An 18422-nucleotide genomic window follows, 5' to 3' on the forward strand; every position below is an offset into this window, starting at 1 on the left:
AGCGCCCCGAGCGACTTCTACGGAGACCTTGTCATGACCGACACCCCCACCATCCGCTGGGAACAGGACGACACCGGCGTCGTCACCCTCGTCCTCGACGATCCGCACCAGTCCGCGAACACCATGAACCAGGCGTTCCGTGACTCCCTCGCGGTGATCACCGACCGTCTGGAGGCGGAGAAGGACGGCATCCGCGGCATCATCCTCACCTCGGCGAAGAAGACCTTCTTCGCCGGCGGCGACCTGCGTGACCTGATCAAGGTCACCCCCGAGACGGCACAGGACCTGTTCGACGGCGGCATGGCGATCAAGCGTCAGATGCGACGCATCGAGACCCTCGGCAAGCCGGTCGTCGCGGCCGTCAACGGAGCTGCCCTCGGCGGCGGCTACGAACTCGCCCTCGCCTGCCACCACCGGATCGCCCTCGACGCGCCCGGCTCCAGGATCGGCTGCCCCGAGGTCACCCTCGGCCTGCTCCCCGGAGGCGGCGGCGTCGTCCGCACCGTCCGGATGCTCGGCATCACCGACGCCCTGCTGAAGGTGCTGCTCCAGGGCACCCAGTACAGCCCGCGCCGCGCCCTGGAGAACGGTCTCGTCGACGACGTGGCCGAGAACCGCGAGGAACTGATCGCCAAGGCCCGCGCCTTCATCGACGCGAACCCCGAGTCCGCCCAGCCCTGGGACCGGCCCGGCTACCGCATCCCGGGCGGCACCCCGTCCCACCCCAAGTTCGCGGCCAACCTGCCCGCCTTCCCGGCAAGCCTGCGCAAGCAGACGAACGGCGCCCCCTACCCGGCGCCGCGCAACATCCTCGCCGCCGCCGTCGAGGGCGCCCAGGTCGACTTCGAGACCGCCCAGGTCATCGAGGCCCGCTACTTCGTCGAGCTGGCCGCCGGACAGACGTCGAAGAACATGATCCAGGCGTTCTTCTTCGACCTCCAGGCCGTCAACTCCGGCGCCAACCGCCCCCAGGGCATCGAGCCCCGCAAGGTCGCCAAGGTCGCCGTGCTCGGCGCCGGGATGATGGGCGCGGGCATCGCCTACTCGTGCGCCCGCGCGGGCATCGACGTCGTCCTCAAGGACGTCACGCCGGAAGCGGCCGCCAAGGGCAAGGCGTACTCCGAGAAGCTGTGCGCCAAGGCCGTCTCCCGGGGCCGGACGACCCAGGAGAAGGCCGACGCGCTCCTCGCGCGGATCACTCCCACCGCCGAGGCGGAAGACCTGGCCGGCTGCGACGCGGTCATCGAGGCCGTCTTCGAGGACACCGTCCTCAAGCACAAGGTGTTCCAGGAGATCCAGGACGTCGTCGGCCCCGACGCGCTCCTGTGCTCCAACACCTCCACCCTCCCCATCACCGCCCTCGCCGAAGGCATCGAACGCCAGAGCGACTTCATCGGGCTGCACTTCTTCTCCCCGGTGGACAAGATGCCGCTCGTCGAGATCATCAAGGGCGAGCGGACCGGCGAGGAGGCACTCGCCCGAGCCTTCGACCTGGTCCGGCAGATCAACAAGACGCCGATCGTCGTCAACGACAGCCGCGGCTTCTTCACCTCCCGGGTCATCGGCCACTTCATCAACGAGGGCGTCGCCATGGTCGGCGAGGGCATCGAGCCCGCCTCCGTCGAGCAGGCCGCCGCCCAGGCCGGCTACCCCGCCAAGGTGCTCTCCCTGATGGACGAGCTGACCCTCACCCTCCCGCGCAAGATCCGTAACGAGTCCAGGCGGGCCGTCGAGGAGGCCGGCGGCACCTGGACCGCGCACCCCGCCGAGGCCGTCATCGACCGCATGGTCGACGAGTTCGGCCGCCCCGGACGCGCCGGCGGCGCCGGTTTCTACACGTACAAGGAGGACGGCGGGCGCGACGCCCTGTGGCCCGGCCTGCGTGAGCACTTCACCGAGCCGGGGTACGAGATCCCGTTCCGGGACATGCAGGAGCGGATGCTGTTCGCCGAGGCGCTGGACACTGTCCGGCTCCTGGAGGAGGGCGTGCTGACCTCGGTCGCCGACGCCAACATCGGCTCCGTCCTCGGTATCGGCTTCCCCGGCTGGACCGGCGGCGTCCTGCAGTACATCAACGGCTACGACGGCGGCGCCGGGGGAGGGACCGGGCTGCCCGGATTCGTGGCCCGCGCGCGTGAACTCGCCGAGCGGTACGGCGAGCGCTTCGCACCGCCGGCACTGCTGGTGGACAAGGCGGAGAAGGGGGAGCGGTTCACGGACGCCCGCTGACCCTCCGGTACGTGCGGCCGACCGGCGGGGACAGGAGCATCAGCCTCCGGTCCCCGCCGTCCCCGCCGTCCCCGCCGTCCCCGCCGTCCCCGCCTCCGCCGACCCCGTACCCTCCCCGCCGTCCAGCCACTCCCGCAGCTCCTCGCGCAGCGACCGCTGAAAGGCCGTGAGCAGCGCCTGGACCACGAGCGGGTGCATATGGGCGGAGAGCGACTTCACGTCCCGCGGGTCCCGCTCGGCCACCGCGTCCCGCAGTAGCCGCGACAGCTCCTGTGCGGCCGCGCGGGCGTGCTCGGTGAGCGTCGTACGGGCCTCGAGGATCGTCTCGTGCGTCAGCGGTACGTCCAGCAGCTCGACGCCGAGCCGCAGCAGCCCGGCGTCGACCCGGAAGTCCTCGCCGTCCCGCTCGACGACGTTCAGCGCCGCCAGCCGCCGAAGATCCTCGTCGCCCAGCGCCCGCCCCGCCCGTCGCTCCAGTTCCCCGCGCGACACCTCCTCCACCGTGTCGGGCGCCCAGGAGGCCACCACCGCGCGCTGGATCGCCAGGTCCCGCACACTCAGATCCGGCGGCAGCTGCCCCAGGTAGCGCTCGATGGCCGCCAGCGTCATGCCCTGCCGCTGCAGCTCCTCGACCAGGGCCAGCCGGGCCAGGTGTTCCCGCCCGTAGTGGCCGACGCGGCGCGGCCCGATCACCGGCGGCGGGAGCAGTCCCTTGCTGCTGTAGAACCGGACCGTCCGCACTGTGACCCCGGCCCGCGCCGCCAGTTCGTCGATGGTGAGGGCCGGCTCCTCGATGTCGGTCGTCATGTACAGCAGTATTACTGTCTCACCAGTGGTGCGACATCTCACCGCCCGTACGGCCTCCGCGCGCTGCCCCCTCCGGGCGGCCGCTCCCCAAGTACCGGCCCTCGCCCGCCGCCTCCCGCTCTCCGGGCCGGTTTCCGGTTTTCCGGCTCGGCCCGTACGCCCACGGCCCGTCAGATGCCCCCTTCTGCGCACGAGTTGACCGTTGTACCGTCCGCGCATGCCGATACGCACGCGCTTCACGACCTGGAGACCGCTTGTGACGGTGGCCCTGGCCGCCCTGACGGCCACGCTGCTCGCCCCCACGACGGCGACCGCGGCGGGCACCGCGGCGGGCACCGCGCCGCGCGAGAGCCGGCCCGTCCACTCCTACGACGACGCGATCCGCGAGGCCGTCTGGGTGGACACCGGAATCGACGAGGACGGCGACGGACGGACCGACCGCGTCGCCGAACCCGCGCAGCGGGGCCGGCAGGTCCCCGTCATCATGGACGCCAGCCCGTACTACTCCTGCTGCGGGCGAGGCAACGAGAGCGAACGCAAGACGTACGACGCGAACGGCGACATCGTCCGGATGCCGCTGTTCTACCTCTGATCTTGGCCGGTGTTCCGCCCTTCGGGGCGAGGGTGAAGACCATCCTTGGCCCGGAGGCGCGGAGCGCCGGAGCGCTCTTCGTCTCCGGGTTGACGGTCAGCCGGGACACTGCCGGCTTTCGATGTACTGCTTGACGACGGTCAGGGGTGCCCCGCCGCATGCTCCTGTGAAGGAGGAGCCGGACCAGAAGTGTCCGCCCCACAGGTACCGGCGGACATGCGTGGTGTACTCTCCCCCGGCCTTCGGCCGGGAGGTGCCCCCAAGCGGAGCCCGCGGGAGCCGACGCCCTCGAGGGAGTCCACCAGCTTGGAGAGCTGGACCTTGGGAGAGTGGTGCGCGAGCAGGCGGACGTGGTCCTCTTCGCCGTTGAACTGCTTCAGCTCGGCCTCGAAGTCGGCACAGACCTCCCGCATGACCGCCTCGGCGCGGCATGGTGTCGGTGAACGCATTCCGCCGGTATTTCGTAACAAAAACCAAGTGAACATGCAGGTTGTGGGCAACATGGCGGCCGGTTCTGACATCGGGATTCGGGTTCCGGCGCGGTGACACCAACCCTGGCTATTCTCGCGATCGTGAGTCGAGACACCCTGGTCAAGCGGCAGTTCGGGCAGCGTGCCCGGCTTGCACTGTCGCCGTCCGAGGTGTCGAAGACCGATGACCAGGCGCACGCGGCCCGCACCCTGTGGAACCTGCTGCACGCCTGGTGGCAGATGATGCCGAAGGAGAAGCGGACACTCGCGAACGCGGACGCCGCGATCCGCCAGGCCCGTAAGGAGATCGACTTCCTGGACGTCCTGCCCGCGCAGGCGGCGCAGGCGGTACTCAAGACGTATTTCCGGGCGTGGCGGAACTGCTGGGAGCGCCGGGCCGACGCCCCGCACTTCAAGGGACGGTTCCGCACGGTGATGTCCGTGGACATCCCACAGGGACGCGACCTGAACATCGTCCGCGTGCACCGGCGATGGGGCGTGGTCAACCTTCCCAAGGTGGGCCGGGTCCGCTTCCGCTGGACCAAGGACCTGCCCGTCGGAAAGCGCGCAGGCGCGGAGAACCGGATCACCGGAGCCCGGCTGATCAAGGACGCGCTCGGCTGGCACATCGCCTTCCGCGTCCAGACCCTTCAGGCCGGGCCCGATCCCCACCAGGGGCCGGACGTCGGTATCGACGTCGGTATCACCGTGCCGATCGCCCTCTCGGACGGGACGGCGTACGAGCACGGCGCATGGCTGACCGGCAAGGAGAAAACCAGGCTCCTGCGCCTGGAGCAGCGCGCCGCGCGGCGCAAGCGGCACCGCAGGCCCGGCGAGCGCACCAGCGGCCGGCTGCACCGCACCTATGACCGGATCGCGGGACTGCGCGCGAAAGCCAAGCGCCGGGCCCTGGACTGGCAGCACCAGACGACCACTACCATCGCCCGCACCTACGGCACGATCGTGGTCGAAGCACTCACCCTCCCGAACATGGTCAGATCGGCCAGGGGCACCATCGAGGAGCCGGGGAAGAACGTCGCCCAGAAGTCCGGGCTCAACCGTGCCATCAGCGGCGAGGCCTGGGGGCGCACGGTCACCCTGCTGACCTACAAGACCGCCCGGCACGGCGGCACCCTGCACAAGGTCCCCGCCCCCAACACCTCCAGGCGCTGCTCGGCGTGCGGCTTCACCACGCCCGGCAGCCGGGAGTCCCAGGCCGTGTTCGTGTGCAGGAACCCGGACTGCGGCTGGTCGGGCAACGCCGACCACAACGCGGCCCGCAACGTCCTGCACCTGTACCGGACGGGCCTCGCGCTCGTCCCGGCTGCCGGGAGGGCAGTCGTCAGGCGCGCCAAGCGCGTCAAGCCCGCCACCGTGAGGTAGACAGGAATCTCCCGGCTTCAGCCGGGAGAGCACTTCAAGACAACTACTTCGTGACGCGCGGCTACGCCGTCGTCGGCGTCGACCTGGCCGGCACCAACCGCTCCGACGGCTGCGTGGACGTCGGCGGCCGCTCCGCCATCCGGTCCGCGAAGGCCGTCGTCGACTGGTTGAACGGCCGCGGCACCGCCTACACCACCCGCACCGGCGCCGAGCGGGCGGACGCCGGCTGGACCAACGGCCGCACCGGCATGATCGGCAAGAGCTGGGACGGCACCATCGCCAACGGTGTCGCCGCCACCGGGGTCGAGGGCCTCGAGACGATCGTGCCGATCGCCGCCATCTCCTCCTGGTACGGCTACTACTTCACCAAGGGCGCCCCGCTCTACGACTCCGGCCCCGACTGGCTGTCGAACTACGTGGAGAGCCCGGACGCCCGCGCGCGGTGCGGGGCGGTCCAGCGCGAGCTCGTCGACGGTGCCCCGCGCACCGGCGACCTGACGCCGCTGTGGACCGAGCGCGACTACGTGCGCGCCGCGAAGAAGGTGAAAGCCAGCGTCTTCCTCGTGCACGGCATGCAGGACCTCAACGTACGGATGCAGCACGTCGGCCCGTGGTGGGACGCGCTCGCGAAGAACGGCGTCGACCGCAAGATCTGGCTCTCCCGGACCGGACACGTCGCCCCGTTCGACTTCCGCCGCGCCGACTGGGTCGACACCCTGCACCGCTGGTTCGACCACGAACTCCTCGGCCTCGACAACGGCATCGACCGCGAGCCCATGGCCGACATCGAGCGCCGGCCCGACCAGTGGATCACCTCGAAGAGCTGGCCGCCGCGCGGCACCCGCACCGCGACCCTGCGCCCCGCCCACGGCGGCGAGGACGGGGTCGGCACGCTGGGCCTGCGCAAGGGCCGCGGCACCGAGACGTTCACCGACGACCCGGGCCTCGGCGAGACCGACTGGGCCGCCGGTATCGACACATCGACACCGGACAAGGCCGGCTTCGTCACCGGGCCGCTCTCCCGCGACCTGAGGGTGTCCGGCGCCTCCGAGGCCACCGTCACCGTGACCCCCAGCGCCCCCACGGCACACCTGTCCGCCGTGCTCGTCGACCTCGGCCCCGACACCATCCGTGACTACGCCGCCGCGGGCGAGGGCATCACCACCCTCGCCGGCCGCACCTGCTGGGGCGCGAGCACCGAGGGCGACAGCGCCTGCTACCGGGAGACCCGGGCCAGGACCGCCGACGTCGGTCACACGATCGTCAGCCGGGGCTGGGCCGACCTGGGCCACCACGCCTCGGACGGCAAGAGCACCCCGCTCACCCCGGGCAAGCGCTACACCCTCACCCTCGACCTGGCCGCCACCGACCACGTCGTCCCCGAGGGCCACCGTCTCGCCCTGATCGTCGCGGGCACGGACCGTGGCCGATCGACCCCCCGGCGGACACCCCCACCCTCACCCTCGACCTCGCCCGCACCTCCGTGAGCGTTCCGGTCGACGGCGGAACCGCAGCCTTCGCCCGCGCCACCGCGAACACGCCCACAGCGGGCGCTTCCACCGGGCCCGGGGCCGCGTCGGATGCCACCGTCCGGGACGGCGTACGTCCCGCGCACACCGTCCAGCGTGTTCCGGGTGAAGGAGGAGGCGCGTCCAAAGCCGGGTGACCCGCGCCGCTGGTCACGTCCTTGCGCACGGCCGATCACCGTCCGCCCACCGGTTGACAGGAACGTGACCGCTGAAGAGGTGAGTTTTGCGCCAAAGGTGGTAGGCCCATGGCTGGGGGAGTGATTCTCCGCCCATCGGTTCGATGAAAGGTGCCGCCCATGACGAAGGACCAGCACAGCGACAAGGATCATACGGCGGGCCCTCTACCGGGCTCGGAGACGGGCCTGGCAGGTCGTGGGAGCCCTCGGACCGACCGGGTGGTCTTCGGTGTCACGGCGGTGCTCACCGTCGCGTTCGTCGTCTGGGGCGCCACCGCGACCGATTCGCTGGAGAACGTCTCGAGCAGCGCGCTCTCGGGTCTGATGCACAACGGTGGCTGGGCGTTCATGCTGGCCGCCTCCGGCTTCGTGGTCTTCGCCCTCTGGCTCGCGATCAGCCGTTACGGGAAGATCCATCTCGGCGCCGAAGGTGAGGAACCCGAGTTCCGCACCGTGTCGTGGGTCGCGATGATGTTCAGCGCGGGCATGGGCATCGGCCTGATGTTCTACGGCGTCAGCGAGCCGCTGGCCCACTACGTCACGCCACCGCCCGGCACCGATCCGGCCGACTCGGGCGAGCGCATGGAACTGGCCATGGCGACCACGCTCTTCCACTGGACGCTCCACCCGTGGGCGATCTACGCCGTGGTCGGCCTCGCCATCGCCTACAGCACCTTCCGCCGGCGCCGCCGGCAGACCGTGAGCGCCGTCTTCACCCCGCTCATCGGGTCGAAGCACGCCAACGGAAGCGTCGGGCGCGTCATCGACATCCTCGCCATCGTGGCGACCATCTTCGGCTCGGCGGCCTCCCTGGGGCTCGGCGCGCTGCAGATCGGCTCCGGCATGCAGGAACTGGAGTGGATGGACGAGGTGAGCACGGGACTGCTCGTCGGCATCATCGCGGCGCTCACGGTCGCCTTCGTCGCCTCCGCGGTGTCGGGCGTGGAGAAGGGCATCCAGTGGCTGTCCAACACCAACATGGTGCTGGCCCTGGTGCTCGCCCTGTTCGTGTTCGTGGCCGGGCCGACGGTCCTCATCCTGGACCTGCTGCCCACCTCCGTCTTCGGCTACCTGGGCGAACTGCCCCAGCTGGCCGGCCGCACGGAGGCCAGCGCCGGCGAGGGAGTGGCGGACTGGCTGGGCAGCTGGACGGTCTTCTACTGGGCGTGGTGGATCTCCTGGACGCCGTTCGTCGGCATGTTCATCGCCCGCATCAGCCGGGGCCGTACGATCCGCCAGTTCATCGGCGGTGTCATCCTCGTGCCCAGCACGGTCAGCCTGGTCTGGTTCGCGGTCTTCGGCGGCTCCGCGATGAGGCTCCAGGAGCAGGGCCGGCTCGGTGAGGAGTCGACGGCCGAGGGCCAGCTGTTCGCGGTGCTCCAGCAGTACCCCATCGCCACCGCCGCGAGCATCCTGGTGATGATCCTCGTCGGCATCTTCTTCGTCTCGGGCGCCGACGCGGCCTCGGTCGTGATGGGCACACTCTCGCAGAAGGGGGCGCTCGAACCGGGCCGCCTGGTGGTGGTGTTCTGGGGCGTGGTCACCGGAGCGGTCGCCGCGATCATGCTGCTGGTGGGCAGCGGCGAGGGCGACGCGCTGGCCGGCCTGCAGAACATCACGATCCTCGCGGCGGCCCCGTTCGTCGTCGTGATGATCCTGATGTGTGTGGCGCTCATGCGCGACCTGCGCCGGGACCCGGTCATCGTGCGCAGGGAGGTGGGTTCCGAGGCGGTCGACCTGGCCGTCATCGCGGGGCACACGAAGTACGACGGCGAATTCGAACTCCGTATCGGCCCCGGGGTCGGTACGGACGTGGAGGGCGACCCGGTCGGCAAGCACTACGAGGCACCGACCGAACCCTGACCGCCGGCTGACCGCCGACAGCCGCTGTGGCCGTCAACGGCTACAGCGGACGGGCCGGCCACCCCCGGTGCAGAAGGGGCGGCCGGCCCTGCCGTTTCCGGCAGCCGCGCGGCGGCCCAGGCGCCGGCCTCGTCCAGCGTGGTCCCGCCCAGGACCCCTTCGACCATCCGTACGCCGGTGACCTCCGGCCGCGCGGCCGGCTCCTCGTACACGTCCAGTGAACGCGGCGCCCACGCGTACGCGGACGCCACCGGCTCGATCCGGTACGGCCACCACAGTGCCCCGGCAACCGCCGAGGTGGTCCGCTCGACCGGATCGCGCGTCCAAAGCCGTACCCGCGCGCCCCGCTCGGCGAGGACGACGGCCGTCGCCGGCCCGACGACCCCGCCGCCGATCACACGGACATCGAAAACCGGTTCGCTTCCCATGCGGGGACGTTAACGGAATATGTCATGCCGTGCTCGGATCCGCCCCGCTGCGGGAATACTCACCCCATGCCTGCCGAGTACGCGACCTTCGGCCTGACACCGGCGATCCGTGCCGGTGGACTCCTCTCCGGCGGTGACCACCAGGTCCACCGCGACTTCGTCGACTTCGTCGTCGACGGACGCCCGCTGCTGTTCCGCCTCTGTGACCTCGACGCCGTCTCCCCGCTCGCCTCCGACATCCCGCCCGCCATCTTCACCGCCCAGATCCGCAGCCTGCTGCTGGAGACAGAGGCACCGCTGCCGTCCGGCCGGTACATCGTCTACGGCTGCCCCGACTGCGAGGACCTCGCCTGCGGCGCGGTGACCGCCGCCATCGAACGGGACGGCGAGGACTACATCTGGCGGGACTTCGCCTGGCAGACCGGCGAACACGCCGACCTGGAACGCGACGGGTACCGCGGTCTGGGCCCGTTCCGCTTCCGCGGCGCCGACTACCGTGCGGCCCTCGCCGCCCTGCCGGCCGGCGGCGCCCAGGGCACCCGCCGCCGCGTCCTGCTGATCGGCGCCCGTGTCGCCCTGCTGGCCAGGCTCGCCGCGGCCCTGCGCACCATCGGCGTCGGCGCCGACATAGCCCACGACGCCGACGGTGTCCCCGCCGACGAACTGCGCGGCTACGGCGCCGTCGTCTTCGGCCGGTCGGCCGGCCCCGCCGAACGGGACGCCGTGCGTGCCGCCTTCGCCGCTGTCGGCGTCGACGTGCCCTGCGTCGACGGCCGCGCCCCGATCGTCCCGCTGCTCGTCGCCCGGACCGAGCAGGCCCTGGACCGCAGCCCGCCCGAGCAGCGCCGCCTGACCGCCCTGACCGCCCTGACCGCCCTGACCGCCCTGGCCTCCTCGGCCTCGGCGGAAACCGCCGCGGGGGCCGACGCGGAGGTCGAGGTCACCTCGTCGTGCCGGGTGCACCTCACGGCATACCGCGTCGGCCGCCTCGCCCGCACCCACACCCGCGAAGTCTTCGACGGCGTCCTGGAACCGGGCCGCCACCGCATTCCCCTGGACCCGAGGACGGTCAGGGGGGAGTCCTACCTGGTGGCCCGCACCGCCGGGGCGGTCCTGACCACGGCGGTGCGGCGGTGAGCACCGGTGACGGAGAGCGCGTACGGGGGAAACGCACGGGGGGAGGGGAATCGCACGTGGGACACGGGGGAGGAGGAACGCACGGGGAGAGGCCCGGGGGAGTGCGGCGGCCGCGGGAGGGCCGGCAACCGGATGTCCGAGGGAGGACGCGCGAAGGCTAGGATCGGCGGTCTGATGACTGCCACCCTCGTCGCCAAGAACCTCTCCGCCGGCCATGGCGACCGCTCCCTGTTCACCGGCCTCGACCTCGTCGTCGCCCCCGGCGACGTGATCGGCCTGGTCGGCGCCAACGGCGCCGGCAAGTCCACCCTGCTGCGCCTGCTCGCCGGGCTCACCGTGCCGGAGGAGGGCGAGCTGCGGCTCTCCCCGCCCACGGCGACCGTCGGCCACCTCCCGCAGGAGCCGGAACGCCGGGCCGGCGAGACCGTCCGGGACTTCCTGGCCCGCCGTACCGGTGTCGCCGAGGCCCAGCGGACGATGGACGAGACGACCCAGGCCCTGGTCGACGGGGCGCCCGGTGCCGACGACGCGTACGCGGAAGCCCTGGAGCGCTGGCTGGCCCTGGGTGGTGCGGACCTCGACGAACGCGCCGAGGAGGTCACCGCCTCCCTCGGCCTGACCGTCGGCCCGGAGCACCTCATGACCGCCCTGTCCGGCGGCCAGGCGGCCCGCGCCGGCCTCGCCTCCCTCCTCCTGTCCCGGTACGACGTCTTCCTCCTCGACGAGCCGACCAACGACCTCGACCTCGACGGCCTGGAGCGCCTCGAACGTTTCGTCGGCGGCCTGCGCGCCGGCACGGTCGTGGTCAGCCACGACCGCGAGTTCCTCACCCGCACGGTCACCAAGGTCCTCGAACTCGACCTCGCCCAGGGGCGGATCAACCTCTACGGCGGCGGCTACGCGGCCTACCTGGAGGAACGGGAGGTGGCCCGCCGGCACGCCCGCGACGAGTACGAGGAGTACTCCGACAAGAAGTCCGCGCTCCAGGGCCGGGCCCAGATCCAGCGGTCCTGGATGGACAAGGGCGTCAAGAACGCGCGCCGCAAGGCGGGCAACGACAACGACAAGATCGGCCGCAAGTTCCGCAGCGAGGCCAGCGAGAAGCAGGCCGCCAAGGCCCGCCAGACCCAGCGCATGATCGAACGCCTCGAGGTGGTCGAGGAGCCGCGCAAGGAGTGGGAGCTGCGCATGGAGATCGCGGCGGCCCCGCGCTCCGGCGCGGTGGTGGCGACGCTGCGGGACGCCGAGGTACGGCGCGGCGACTTCGTGCTCGGGCCGGTCACCCTGCAGATCGACTGGGCGGACCGGGTCGCCGTCACGGGCGCCAACGGCGCCGGGAAGTCCACCCTGCTGGGCGCCCTGCTGGGCCGCGTCCCGGTCGACGCCGGGCACGCCGCGCTCGGCTCGGGCGTGCTGCTCGGCGAGGTCGACCAGGCCCGCGCGCTGTTCCACGGCACCGAGGCCCTGCTCGAAGCCTTCCGCGCCGGGGTCCCGGACACCGAACCGGCCGAGGTCCGCACCCTGCTGGCCAAGTTCGGCCTCACATCGGACCATGTGATGCGTCCGGCGGTCACCCTCTCGCCGGGCGAACGCACCCGCGCCGCCCTCGCCCTCCTCCAGGGGCGGGGCGTCAACCTCCTCGTCCTCGACGAGCCCACCAACCACCTCGACCTGCCCGCCATCGAGCAGCTGGAATCGGCCCTGGACTCCTACGAGGGCACCCTGCTCCTCGTCACCCACGACCGGCGCATGCTCGACGCGGTGCACGTCACCCGCCGCCTGGAAGTGACCGACGGCAAGGTCACCGAGCACTGACCGGACATTGACCGGGCCCGGAGCAGGCGACGGCCGATCACGGGCTGAGTGCTGACCGGGGCCGGACTGATCACGGAGTGGGTGACGGCCGGGCCCGGACCGACCACGGACCGGGTGACGGCTGAGTGCTGACCGGGCCCGGACCGGTCACGGAGCGGGCGACGGCCGATCACGGGCTGAGTGCTGACCGGGCCCGGACCGGTCACGGAGTGGGCGGTGACCGGGGCCTGACGGAGTACCGGTCACGACAACGCGGAACGGACCGACGGCCCGGGCCCTCGCACCGCAGTGGAGGAACCGGGCCGTCGGCCGACGCGAAACCTAGCCCTTGCCCTTCTTCCGGTCGACCAGCCCCGCCCGGCGCAGGGCGTCGGCCATCGCGCTGTTCGCCGGCGCGGGAGCCGGACGCGCCCCGCCGCTCCCGCGACCGCCGCCACCGCCCCCGCCGCGGCCCTGCCCCTGCCCCTGGGGCTGGCCCTGACGCTGCTGCGGCGGGCGTGCCCCGCCGCGCTGCCTGCGCCCGCCGGGGGCCTCGGTCTGCTCGGCGGCCTCGTCGTCCAGCCGCAGCGTCAGCGAGATCCGCTTGCGCGGAATGTCGATGTCGAGAACCTTCACCTTGACGATGTCGCCCGGCTTCACCACGTCCCGCGGGTCCTTGACGAACGTCCTCGACAACGCGGAGACATGCACCAGACCGTCCTGGTGGACGCCGATGTCGACGAACGCGCCGAAGGCCGCCACGTTCGTCACCACGCCCTCCAGGATCATTCCGGAGGCCAGGTCGGAGATCTTCTCCACGCCTTCCTTGAAGGCAGCGGTTCTGAACGCCGGCCGCGGGTCGCGCCCCGGCTTCTCCAGCTCCTTGAGGATGTCCGAGACGGTCGGCAGACCGAACTTCTCGTCCACGAAGTCCTGCGGCCTCAGCGAGCGCAGCACCGCCGTGTTGCCGACCAGGGAGGTGACTTCCTCACCGGACTTCTGCATCATGCGCCGGACCACCGGATAGGCCTCCGGGTGCACGCTGGAGGCGTCCAGCGGGTCGCCGCCGCGGATCCGCAGGAAGCCCGCACACTGCTCGTACGCCTTGGGGCCGAGCCGCGGCACCTTCTTCAGCTCGCGGCGGGAGGCGAACGGCCCGTTGCCGTCCCGGTGGGCCACGATGTTCTCGGCGAGCCCGGAGGTGATGCCGGAGACCCGGGCGAGCAGCGGCGCGGACGCCGTGTTGACGTCCACACCCACGCCGTTCACACAGTCCTCCACCACCGTGTCCAGCGAACGCGACAGCTTCACCTCGGACAGGTCGTGCTGGTACTGGCCGACACCGATCGACTTCGGGTCGATCTTCACCAGCTCCGCCAGCGGATCCTGGAGCCGGCGCGCGATCGACACCGCCCCGCGCAGCGACACGTCCATGTCCGGCAGCTCCTGCGAGGCGAACGCGGACGCCGAGTACACCGAGGCGCCCGCCTCGGACACCATCACCTTCGTCAGCTTCAGCTCGGGGTGCCGGGTGATGAGATCACCGGCGAGCCTGTCGGTCTCGCGGGAGGCGGTGCCGTTGCCGATCGCGATCAGCTCGACGGCGTGCTCCTTCGCGAGCCGGGCCAGCTTGGCGATCGACTCGTCCCACCGGTTCGCCGGGACGTGCGGGTGGATCACGTCGGTGGCGACGACCTTGCCGGTCGCGTCGACGACGGCGACCTTCACACCCGTACGGAAGCCCGGGTCGAGACCGAGCGTCGCGCGGGTACCGGCCGGAGCGGCGAGCAGCAGGTCGCGCAGATTCGCCGCGAACACCCGCACCGCCTCGTCCTCGGCCGCCGTACGCAGCCTCAGTCGCAGGTCGATGCCGAGATGCACCAGGATGCGCGTGCGCCACGCCCAGCGGACGGTGTCCAGCAGCCACTTGTCGGCGGGGCGGCCCTGATCGCCGATCCTGAACCGGTGGGCCACCGTGCCCTCGTACGAGGACGGGCCCTCCGTCGCCTCCTCCGGCTCCAGGACGAGGTCCAGGACCTCCTCCTTCTCGCCGCGCAGCATCGCCAGGATCCGGTGCGAGGGCAGCTCGGTGAACGGCTCGGCGAAGTCGAAGTAGTCGGAGAACTTCGCGCCCGCCTCCTCCTTGCCCTCGCGGACCTTGGCGGCGAGCCGCCCGCGCACCCACATGCGCTCCCGCAGCTCGCCGATCAGGTCGGCGTCCTCCGAGAACCGCTCGGTGAGGACGGCCCGCGCGCCGTCCAGGGCGGCCTGCGGATCGGCGACACCCTTGTCGGCGTCCACGAACGCGGCAGCCGCGGCGAGGGGGTCGACACCCGGGTCACCGAGCAGCCCGTCCGCCAGCGGCTCGAGTCCCGCCTCCCGCGCGATCTGCGCCTTGGTACGCCGCTTGGGCTTGTACGGCAGATAGACGTCCTCCAGGCGCGCCTTGGTCTCCGCGCCCCGGATCCGAGCCTCCAGCTCCTCGCTGAGCTTGCCCTGTTCGCGCACCGACTCCAGGATCGCCGTACGACGCTCCTCGAGCTCCCGCAGATAGCGCAGCCGCTCCTCGAGCGTGCGCAGCTGCGCATCGTCGAGCATCTCGGTGGCTTCCTTGCGGTAGCGGGCGATGAAGGGCACCGTCGAACCGCCGTCGAGCAGTTCCACGGCGGCCCTGACCTGCCGCTCCCGTACGCCGAGCTCCCCGGCGATCCTGTCTTCGATGGACCCTTGCAGGGGTGTCGTCACGATCCCGTACCGCCTTCTTCGCTGAGGTTGCGCGGCAATTGTGGCAGGTGACGCCGACAATCGGGGATCAGGGCGGCGACGCGCCGGACGGTGGTGCGGGCCGGGTCAGGCGCGCCGGCCCCGGCCCGCCGAGGAGGCGCCTCCGAACAGCCGGGCCAGCGCCCGGAACGGCAGTGTCACGACGGTGGCGACGGCGCCGCCGACCTGACGCAGGACATCCGCGATGGCACGCAACACGTGTCTCCTTCGGTCTTCGGTGTTCCGTCCGTCCCGGGCGGGACGGACGGAGTGATGACCTACGGGTACCTCGTCAGGGCTCCGGCATGCCCGCCCGCTGCGAACGCCGTACCCTACGGCCGTTCCGACAGGCTCCAGTTGAACCGGGGCGGCCTTCGTTCCAGGAAGGCGGCGACCCCCTCCGCCGTGTCGCCGTTGCCCTGTGCCCGGCCGCTCCAGTGGGCGTCACGGTCGGTGCGCCCGTTCGCGAACTCCTTCGCCGCGGCCTGGGTCAGCTGCGAACGCGAGGCCAGCACCGCGGTGAACTCCGCGACCCGCCGGTCCAGTCCGTCCACGGGCAGCACCTCGTCGACCAGCCCCGTACGCAGCGCCCGCGCGGTGTCGATCAGCTCGCCGGAGAACAGCAGGTACTTGGCGGCGGAGGGCCCCACCAGCGACACCAGCCGCCGGGTGGAGGAGGCCGGGTAGACGATCCCGAGCCGGGCCGGGGTCACCCCGAACACCGCTCCCTCCTGCGCGAACCGCAGATCGCAGGCCGCCGCCAGCTGCGCCCCGCCGCCGACGCAGTGTCCCCGGACCGCCGCGAGCGTCGGTTTGGGGAACGCGGCGAGTGCCTCCTCGGCCGCAATGGCGAGCCGCTGCGCCTCCTGCGGTGACCCCTTGAGCGTGGAGATGTCGGCCCCGGCGCAGAACGTCCCGCCCTCGCCGGTGAGCACCAGCGCCCGCACCCCGGCGTCGTCCGCCAGCGCGTCGAGCAGCGGTGGCAGCGCGCGCCACATCGCGGTCGTCATGGCGTTGCGCTTCGCCGGATGGCGGATGACGACCGTGGCGACCGATCCGGTGACGCTGTGCGACAACTGCGGCTCCATGCGCCGGATGCTATCCGTCCCGGCCGGGGCGCTGACCGGCAGGAGCGCGTGAAGCGTTACGCGACACCGGGGGCAGGGGAGAACGACAGGGAACGGACCGCGAGGAGGCAGTCATGGCCAAGTCCACCGAACCGCGTGGCGAGGCGGCCGAGCTGAAGAGCGGCTTCACCTGGCTCGCCGCACTCGGCGTGATCCTGGTCGTCGCCGGCCTCGTCGGTCTCGTCCACACCGCCGTCGCCACCCTGACGACGATGGTGCTGTTCGGCTGGCTGCTGCTGATCGGCGGCGCGGTCTCGCTGCTGCAGGCCGTCCAGGCCCGGCACAGCAACTTCTTCTGGCTCGCGGTGATCGTCGCGGCACTGAACATCGCGGCCGGTGTGGTGGTCCTGCGCACACCGGCGGCGGCGGCCGAGGCGCTGACCATGTTCGCCGCGCTGCTGTTCCTCACCGGCGGACTGTTCCGCCTGGTGGGCAGCATGGTGGTGCGCGGTCCGCAGTTCGGCGTGACGCTCCTGCAGGGCGTCCTGGGCCTCCTCCTCGGAATCCTGGTGCTGATCACCTGGCCCAGCAGCAGCCAGTACGTGATCGGCGCCTTCCTCTCGCTGACCCTGCTCTTCGACGGGCTGGGTCTGATCGCCACCGGCTACGGCGGGCGCAGGATCGTGGCCATGGTCTCCGACCGGCCGACGGGCCCGGAGAGCACCGGGCCGGGCGTCAAACCCGTACAACCCGAATAGTCCGCCGACGCGACACAAGGCGAACAGGAAAAGTCTCACAATTCACTACGGTGTACGCCAACGGTCAGAAACGCTCGATACCCGCTGACTTCTGTTCAGTGCTTCGGTGTGACGCGCATAGTTACCAACACTCGACGTGTGGTGACAATCGAGCGTGAGGGTGGCGACCGGACGATGGACGACCAGGGGCGTGGGCCCGGCCCACGCCCGGAGGACGAGGACAGACCCGCCGAGGCGGAGACCGCACCACCGGGATCGGCACCGCTGCCGTACGAAGGCGTCTGGCGGTTCACCGCCCCCGCTGCCGACGCCTCGGTCCCACAGGCGCGCCACGCCGTACGGGACCTGCTGCTGCGCCAGGGGGTGCCGGTCGCCGACGACGTGGTCCAGGGGCTGTTGCTGATCGTCTCGGAGCTGGTCACCAATGCCGTACGGCACGCGGCGCTGCTCTCCCCGACGCTCGCCGTCGAGGTCGCCGTCGGCGCCGAGTGGGTCCGGGTGTCCGTGGAGGACAACCACCCCTACCGCCCGACCGCCCTGGAGGCGGACCACGGCCGCACCGGCGGACGCGGACTGCTCCTGGTGCGCGAGATCACCCGTGAGTCGAACGGCATGTGCGACGTCGAGCACACCGCGAGCGGCGGCAAGGTGATCTGGGCCGCCCTGCCGCTCAAACCCGCGCAGGCCTGACGGTCGCACGCGCACACGCTCCGACGGTCACCACCGGCGGCAGGCCCGACGAGCGAGCCCGGCAGGCCCGACGACCGGGCGCAGGGGGACCCGCGACCGGCCCTCGCGCGGTCACCGGCCCGCAGGCGGCGCGGTCACCAGCCCGCAGACGGCCCCGTCAGCTCACGGATCGCCGGGCGGACCGCGTCCAGCACGGTCATGAACCACACCGAGAAGGTGTCCTCGGCATGACGCCGGGCCAGCTCGTCCGGGGTCACGAACGCGGTGGACGCCACCTCCTCGGGATCCGCCCGCAGCGGTGCCTGCACCATGCCGACGAACAGATGGTTGTACTCCTGCTCGACCAGACCGGAGGCCGGGTCCGGGTGGTTGTAGCGCACCGTGCCCGCCTCGGCGAGCAGCGACGGGGAAAGCCCCAGCTCCTCGAAGGTCCGCCGGGCCGCCGCGGCGAACGGCGCCTCACCGGGGTAGGGGTGCCCGCAGCAGGTGTTGGACCACACGCCGGGGGAGTGGTATTTGCCCAGCGCCCGCTGCTGGATCAGCAGCCGCCCGCGCTCGTCGAAGAGGAACACCGAGAACGCCCGGTGCAGCTGCCCCGGGGGCTGATGGGCGGCGAGCTTCTCCGCAGTGCCGAGCGTCACGCCGTCTTCGTCGACCAGCTCCAGCAGAATCGCCTCGGCGGCAGGGCTCGACGGGTTGTGTGTCGCGGTGGCAGGTGTGATCGGCATACCCATCC

12 protein-coding genes and 4 pseudogenes are annotated in these 18422 nt (G+C 71.6%); 9 read left to right on the plus strand and 7 right to left on the minus strand.

Translation table 11 applies throughout. From position 1 onward, the window contains the following. The first annotated feature begins 33 nt into the window (after positions 1-33). A complete protein-coding gene (locus V4Y04_RS33200; RefSeq protein ID WP_332432034.1) occupies positions 34-2229 on the plus strand; it encodes a 3-hydroxyacyl-CoA dehydrogenase NAD-binding domain-containing protein in 2196 nt (731 codons plus the stop codon). Positions 2230-2268: 39 nt separating this feature from the next. Here the strand turns inward: V4Y04_RS33200 and V4Y04_RS33205 are convergent, their stop codons facing one another. Next, on the minus strand, positions 2269-3036 hold the full coding sequence (locus V4Y04_RS33205; RefSeq protein ID WP_332432035.1) for a MerR family transcriptional regulator: 768 nt from the start codon (positions 3034-3036) through the stop codon (positions 2269-2271). A gap of 217 nt (positions 3037-3253) precedes the next feature. On the opposite strand from V4Y04_RS33205, the pseudogene V4Y04_RS33210 reads away from it, so the two are divergent. Further along, positions 3254-3622: pseudogene (locus tag V4Y04_RS33210) on the plus strand (Xaa-Pro dipeptidyl-peptidase); the annotation flags it as partial. Between the two features lie 102 nt (positions 3623-3724). Here V4Y04_RS33210 and tnpA read toward each other — a convergent pair. Continuing rightward, positions 3725-4177, minus strand: a pseudogene (gene tnpA / locus V4Y04_RS33215) (IS200/IS605 family transposase). A 23-nt stretch (positions 4178-4200) separates the two neighbouring features. Here tnpA and V4Y04_RS33220 point away from each other — a divergent pair. The 3 genes and pseudogenes from V4Y04_RS33220 to V4Y04_RS33230 all read left to right on the plus strand — a co-directional run bounded on the left by V4Y04_RS33220 (position 4201) and on the right by V4Y04_RS33230 (position 9049). Further along, the gene (locus V4Y04_RS33220) at positions 4201-5481 is read left to right on the plus strand and encodes an RNA-guided endonuclease InsQ/TnpB family protein (RefSeq protein WP_332432036.1); all 1281 of its coding nucleotides are present in this window, start codon (positions 4201-4203) and stop codon (positions 5479-5481) included. 38 nt (positions 5482-5519) lie between these two features. After that, positions 5520-7147 (plus strand): annotated as a pseudogene (locus tag V4Y04_RS33225) (Xaa-Pro dipeptidyl-peptidase); the annotation flags it as partial. A gap of 159 nt (positions 7148-7306) precedes the next feature. Continuing rightward, positions 7307-9049, plus strand: coding sequence for a BCCT family transporter (locus V4Y04_RS33230; protein ID WP_332432037.1), 1743 nt, complete (start codon positions 7307-7309; stop codon positions 9047-9049). A 53-nt stretch (positions 9050-9102) separates the two neighbouring features. Here the strand turns inward: V4Y04_RS33230 and V4Y04_RS33235 are convergent. Continuing rightward, positions 9103-9477 (minus strand): annotated as a pseudogene (locus V4Y04_RS33235) (FAD-dependent oxidoreductase); the annotation flags it as partial. Positions 9478-9543: 66 nt separating this feature from the next. Here V4Y04_RS33235 and V4Y04_RS33240 point away from each other — a divergent pair. After that, the gene (locus tag V4Y04_RS33240; RefSeq protein WP_332432038.1) at positions 9544-10614 is read left to right on the plus strand and encodes an oxidoreductase; all 1071 of its coding nucleotides are present in this window, start codon (positions 9544-9546) and stop codon (positions 10612-10614) included. Between the two features lie 174 nt (positions 10615-10788). Continuing rightward, positions 10789-12429 carry an ABC-F family ATP-binding cassette domain-containing protein gene (locus tag V4Y04_RS33245; RefSeq protein ID WP_332432039.1) on the plus strand — a complete coding sequence of 547 codons (1641 nt, stop codon included), beginning with the start codon at positions 10789-10791 and terminating at the stop codon, positions 12427-12429. Between the two features lie 321 nt (positions 12430-12750). Here V4Y04_RS33245 and V4Y04_RS33250 read toward each other — a convergent pair whose 3' ends face one another. The 3 genes from V4Y04_RS33250 to V4Y04_RS33260 all read right to left on the minus strand — a co-directional run bounded on the left by V4Y04_RS33250 (position 12751) and on the right by V4Y04_RS33260 (position 16259). Further along, positions 12751-15153 carry a Tex family protein gene (locus tag V4Y04_RS33250; protein ID WP_332432040.1) on the minus strand — a complete coding sequence of 801 codons (2403 nt, stop codon included), beginning with the start codon at positions 15151-15153 and terminating at the stop codon, positions 12751-12753. A 105-nt stretch (positions 15154-15258) separates the two neighbouring features. Beyond that, positions 15259-15390: an LPFR motif small protein gene (locus tag V4Y04_RS33255; RefSeq protein ID WP_332432041.1), complete on the minus strand. Its 132-nt coding sequence runs from the start codon at positions 15388-15390 to the stop codon at positions 15259-15261. A 113-nt stretch (positions 15391-15503) separates the two neighbouring features. Then, entirely contained in the window at positions 15504-16259 is a 756-nt protein-coding gene (locus V4Y04_RS33260; protein ID WP_332432042.1) for an enoyl-CoA hydratase/isomerase family protein, read from the minus strand. Between the two features lie 113 nt (positions 16260-16372). On the opposite strand from V4Y04_RS33260, the gene V4Y04_RS33265 reads away from it, so the two are divergent. Together V4Y04_RS33265 and V4Y04_RS33270 are read left to right on the plus strand one after the other, a co-directional pair. Beyond that, complete coding sequence (locus V4Y04_RS33265) at positions 16373-16996, plus strand: HdeD family acid-resistance protein (RefSeq protein WP_332432043.1); 624 nt, start codon at positions 16373-16375, stop codon at positions 16994-16996. 174 nt (positions 16997-17170) lie between these two features. Then, entirely contained in the window at positions 17171-17686 is a 516-nt protein-coding gene (locus tag V4Y04_RS33270) for an ATP-binding protein (RefSeq protein WP_332433089.1), read from the plus strand. A gap of 134 nt (positions 17687-17820) precedes the next feature. On the opposite strand, the gene idi is transcribed toward V4Y04_RS33270, so the two are convergent. Further along, positions 17821-18414 carry an isopentenyl-diphosphate Delta-isomerase gene (gene idi, locus V4Y04_RS33275; RefSeq protein WP_332432044.1) on the minus strand — a complete coding sequence of 198 codons (594 nt, stop codon included), beginning with the start codon at positions 18412-18414 and terminating at the stop codon, positions 17821-17823. Between the last annotated feature and the right edge of the window lie 8 nt (positions 18415-18422).

This window comes from Streptomyces sp. P9-A2, assembly GCF_036634175.1.
GTDB lineage: Bacteria > Actinomycetota > Actinomycetes > Streptomycetales > Streptomycetaceae > Streptomyces > Streptomyces pratens.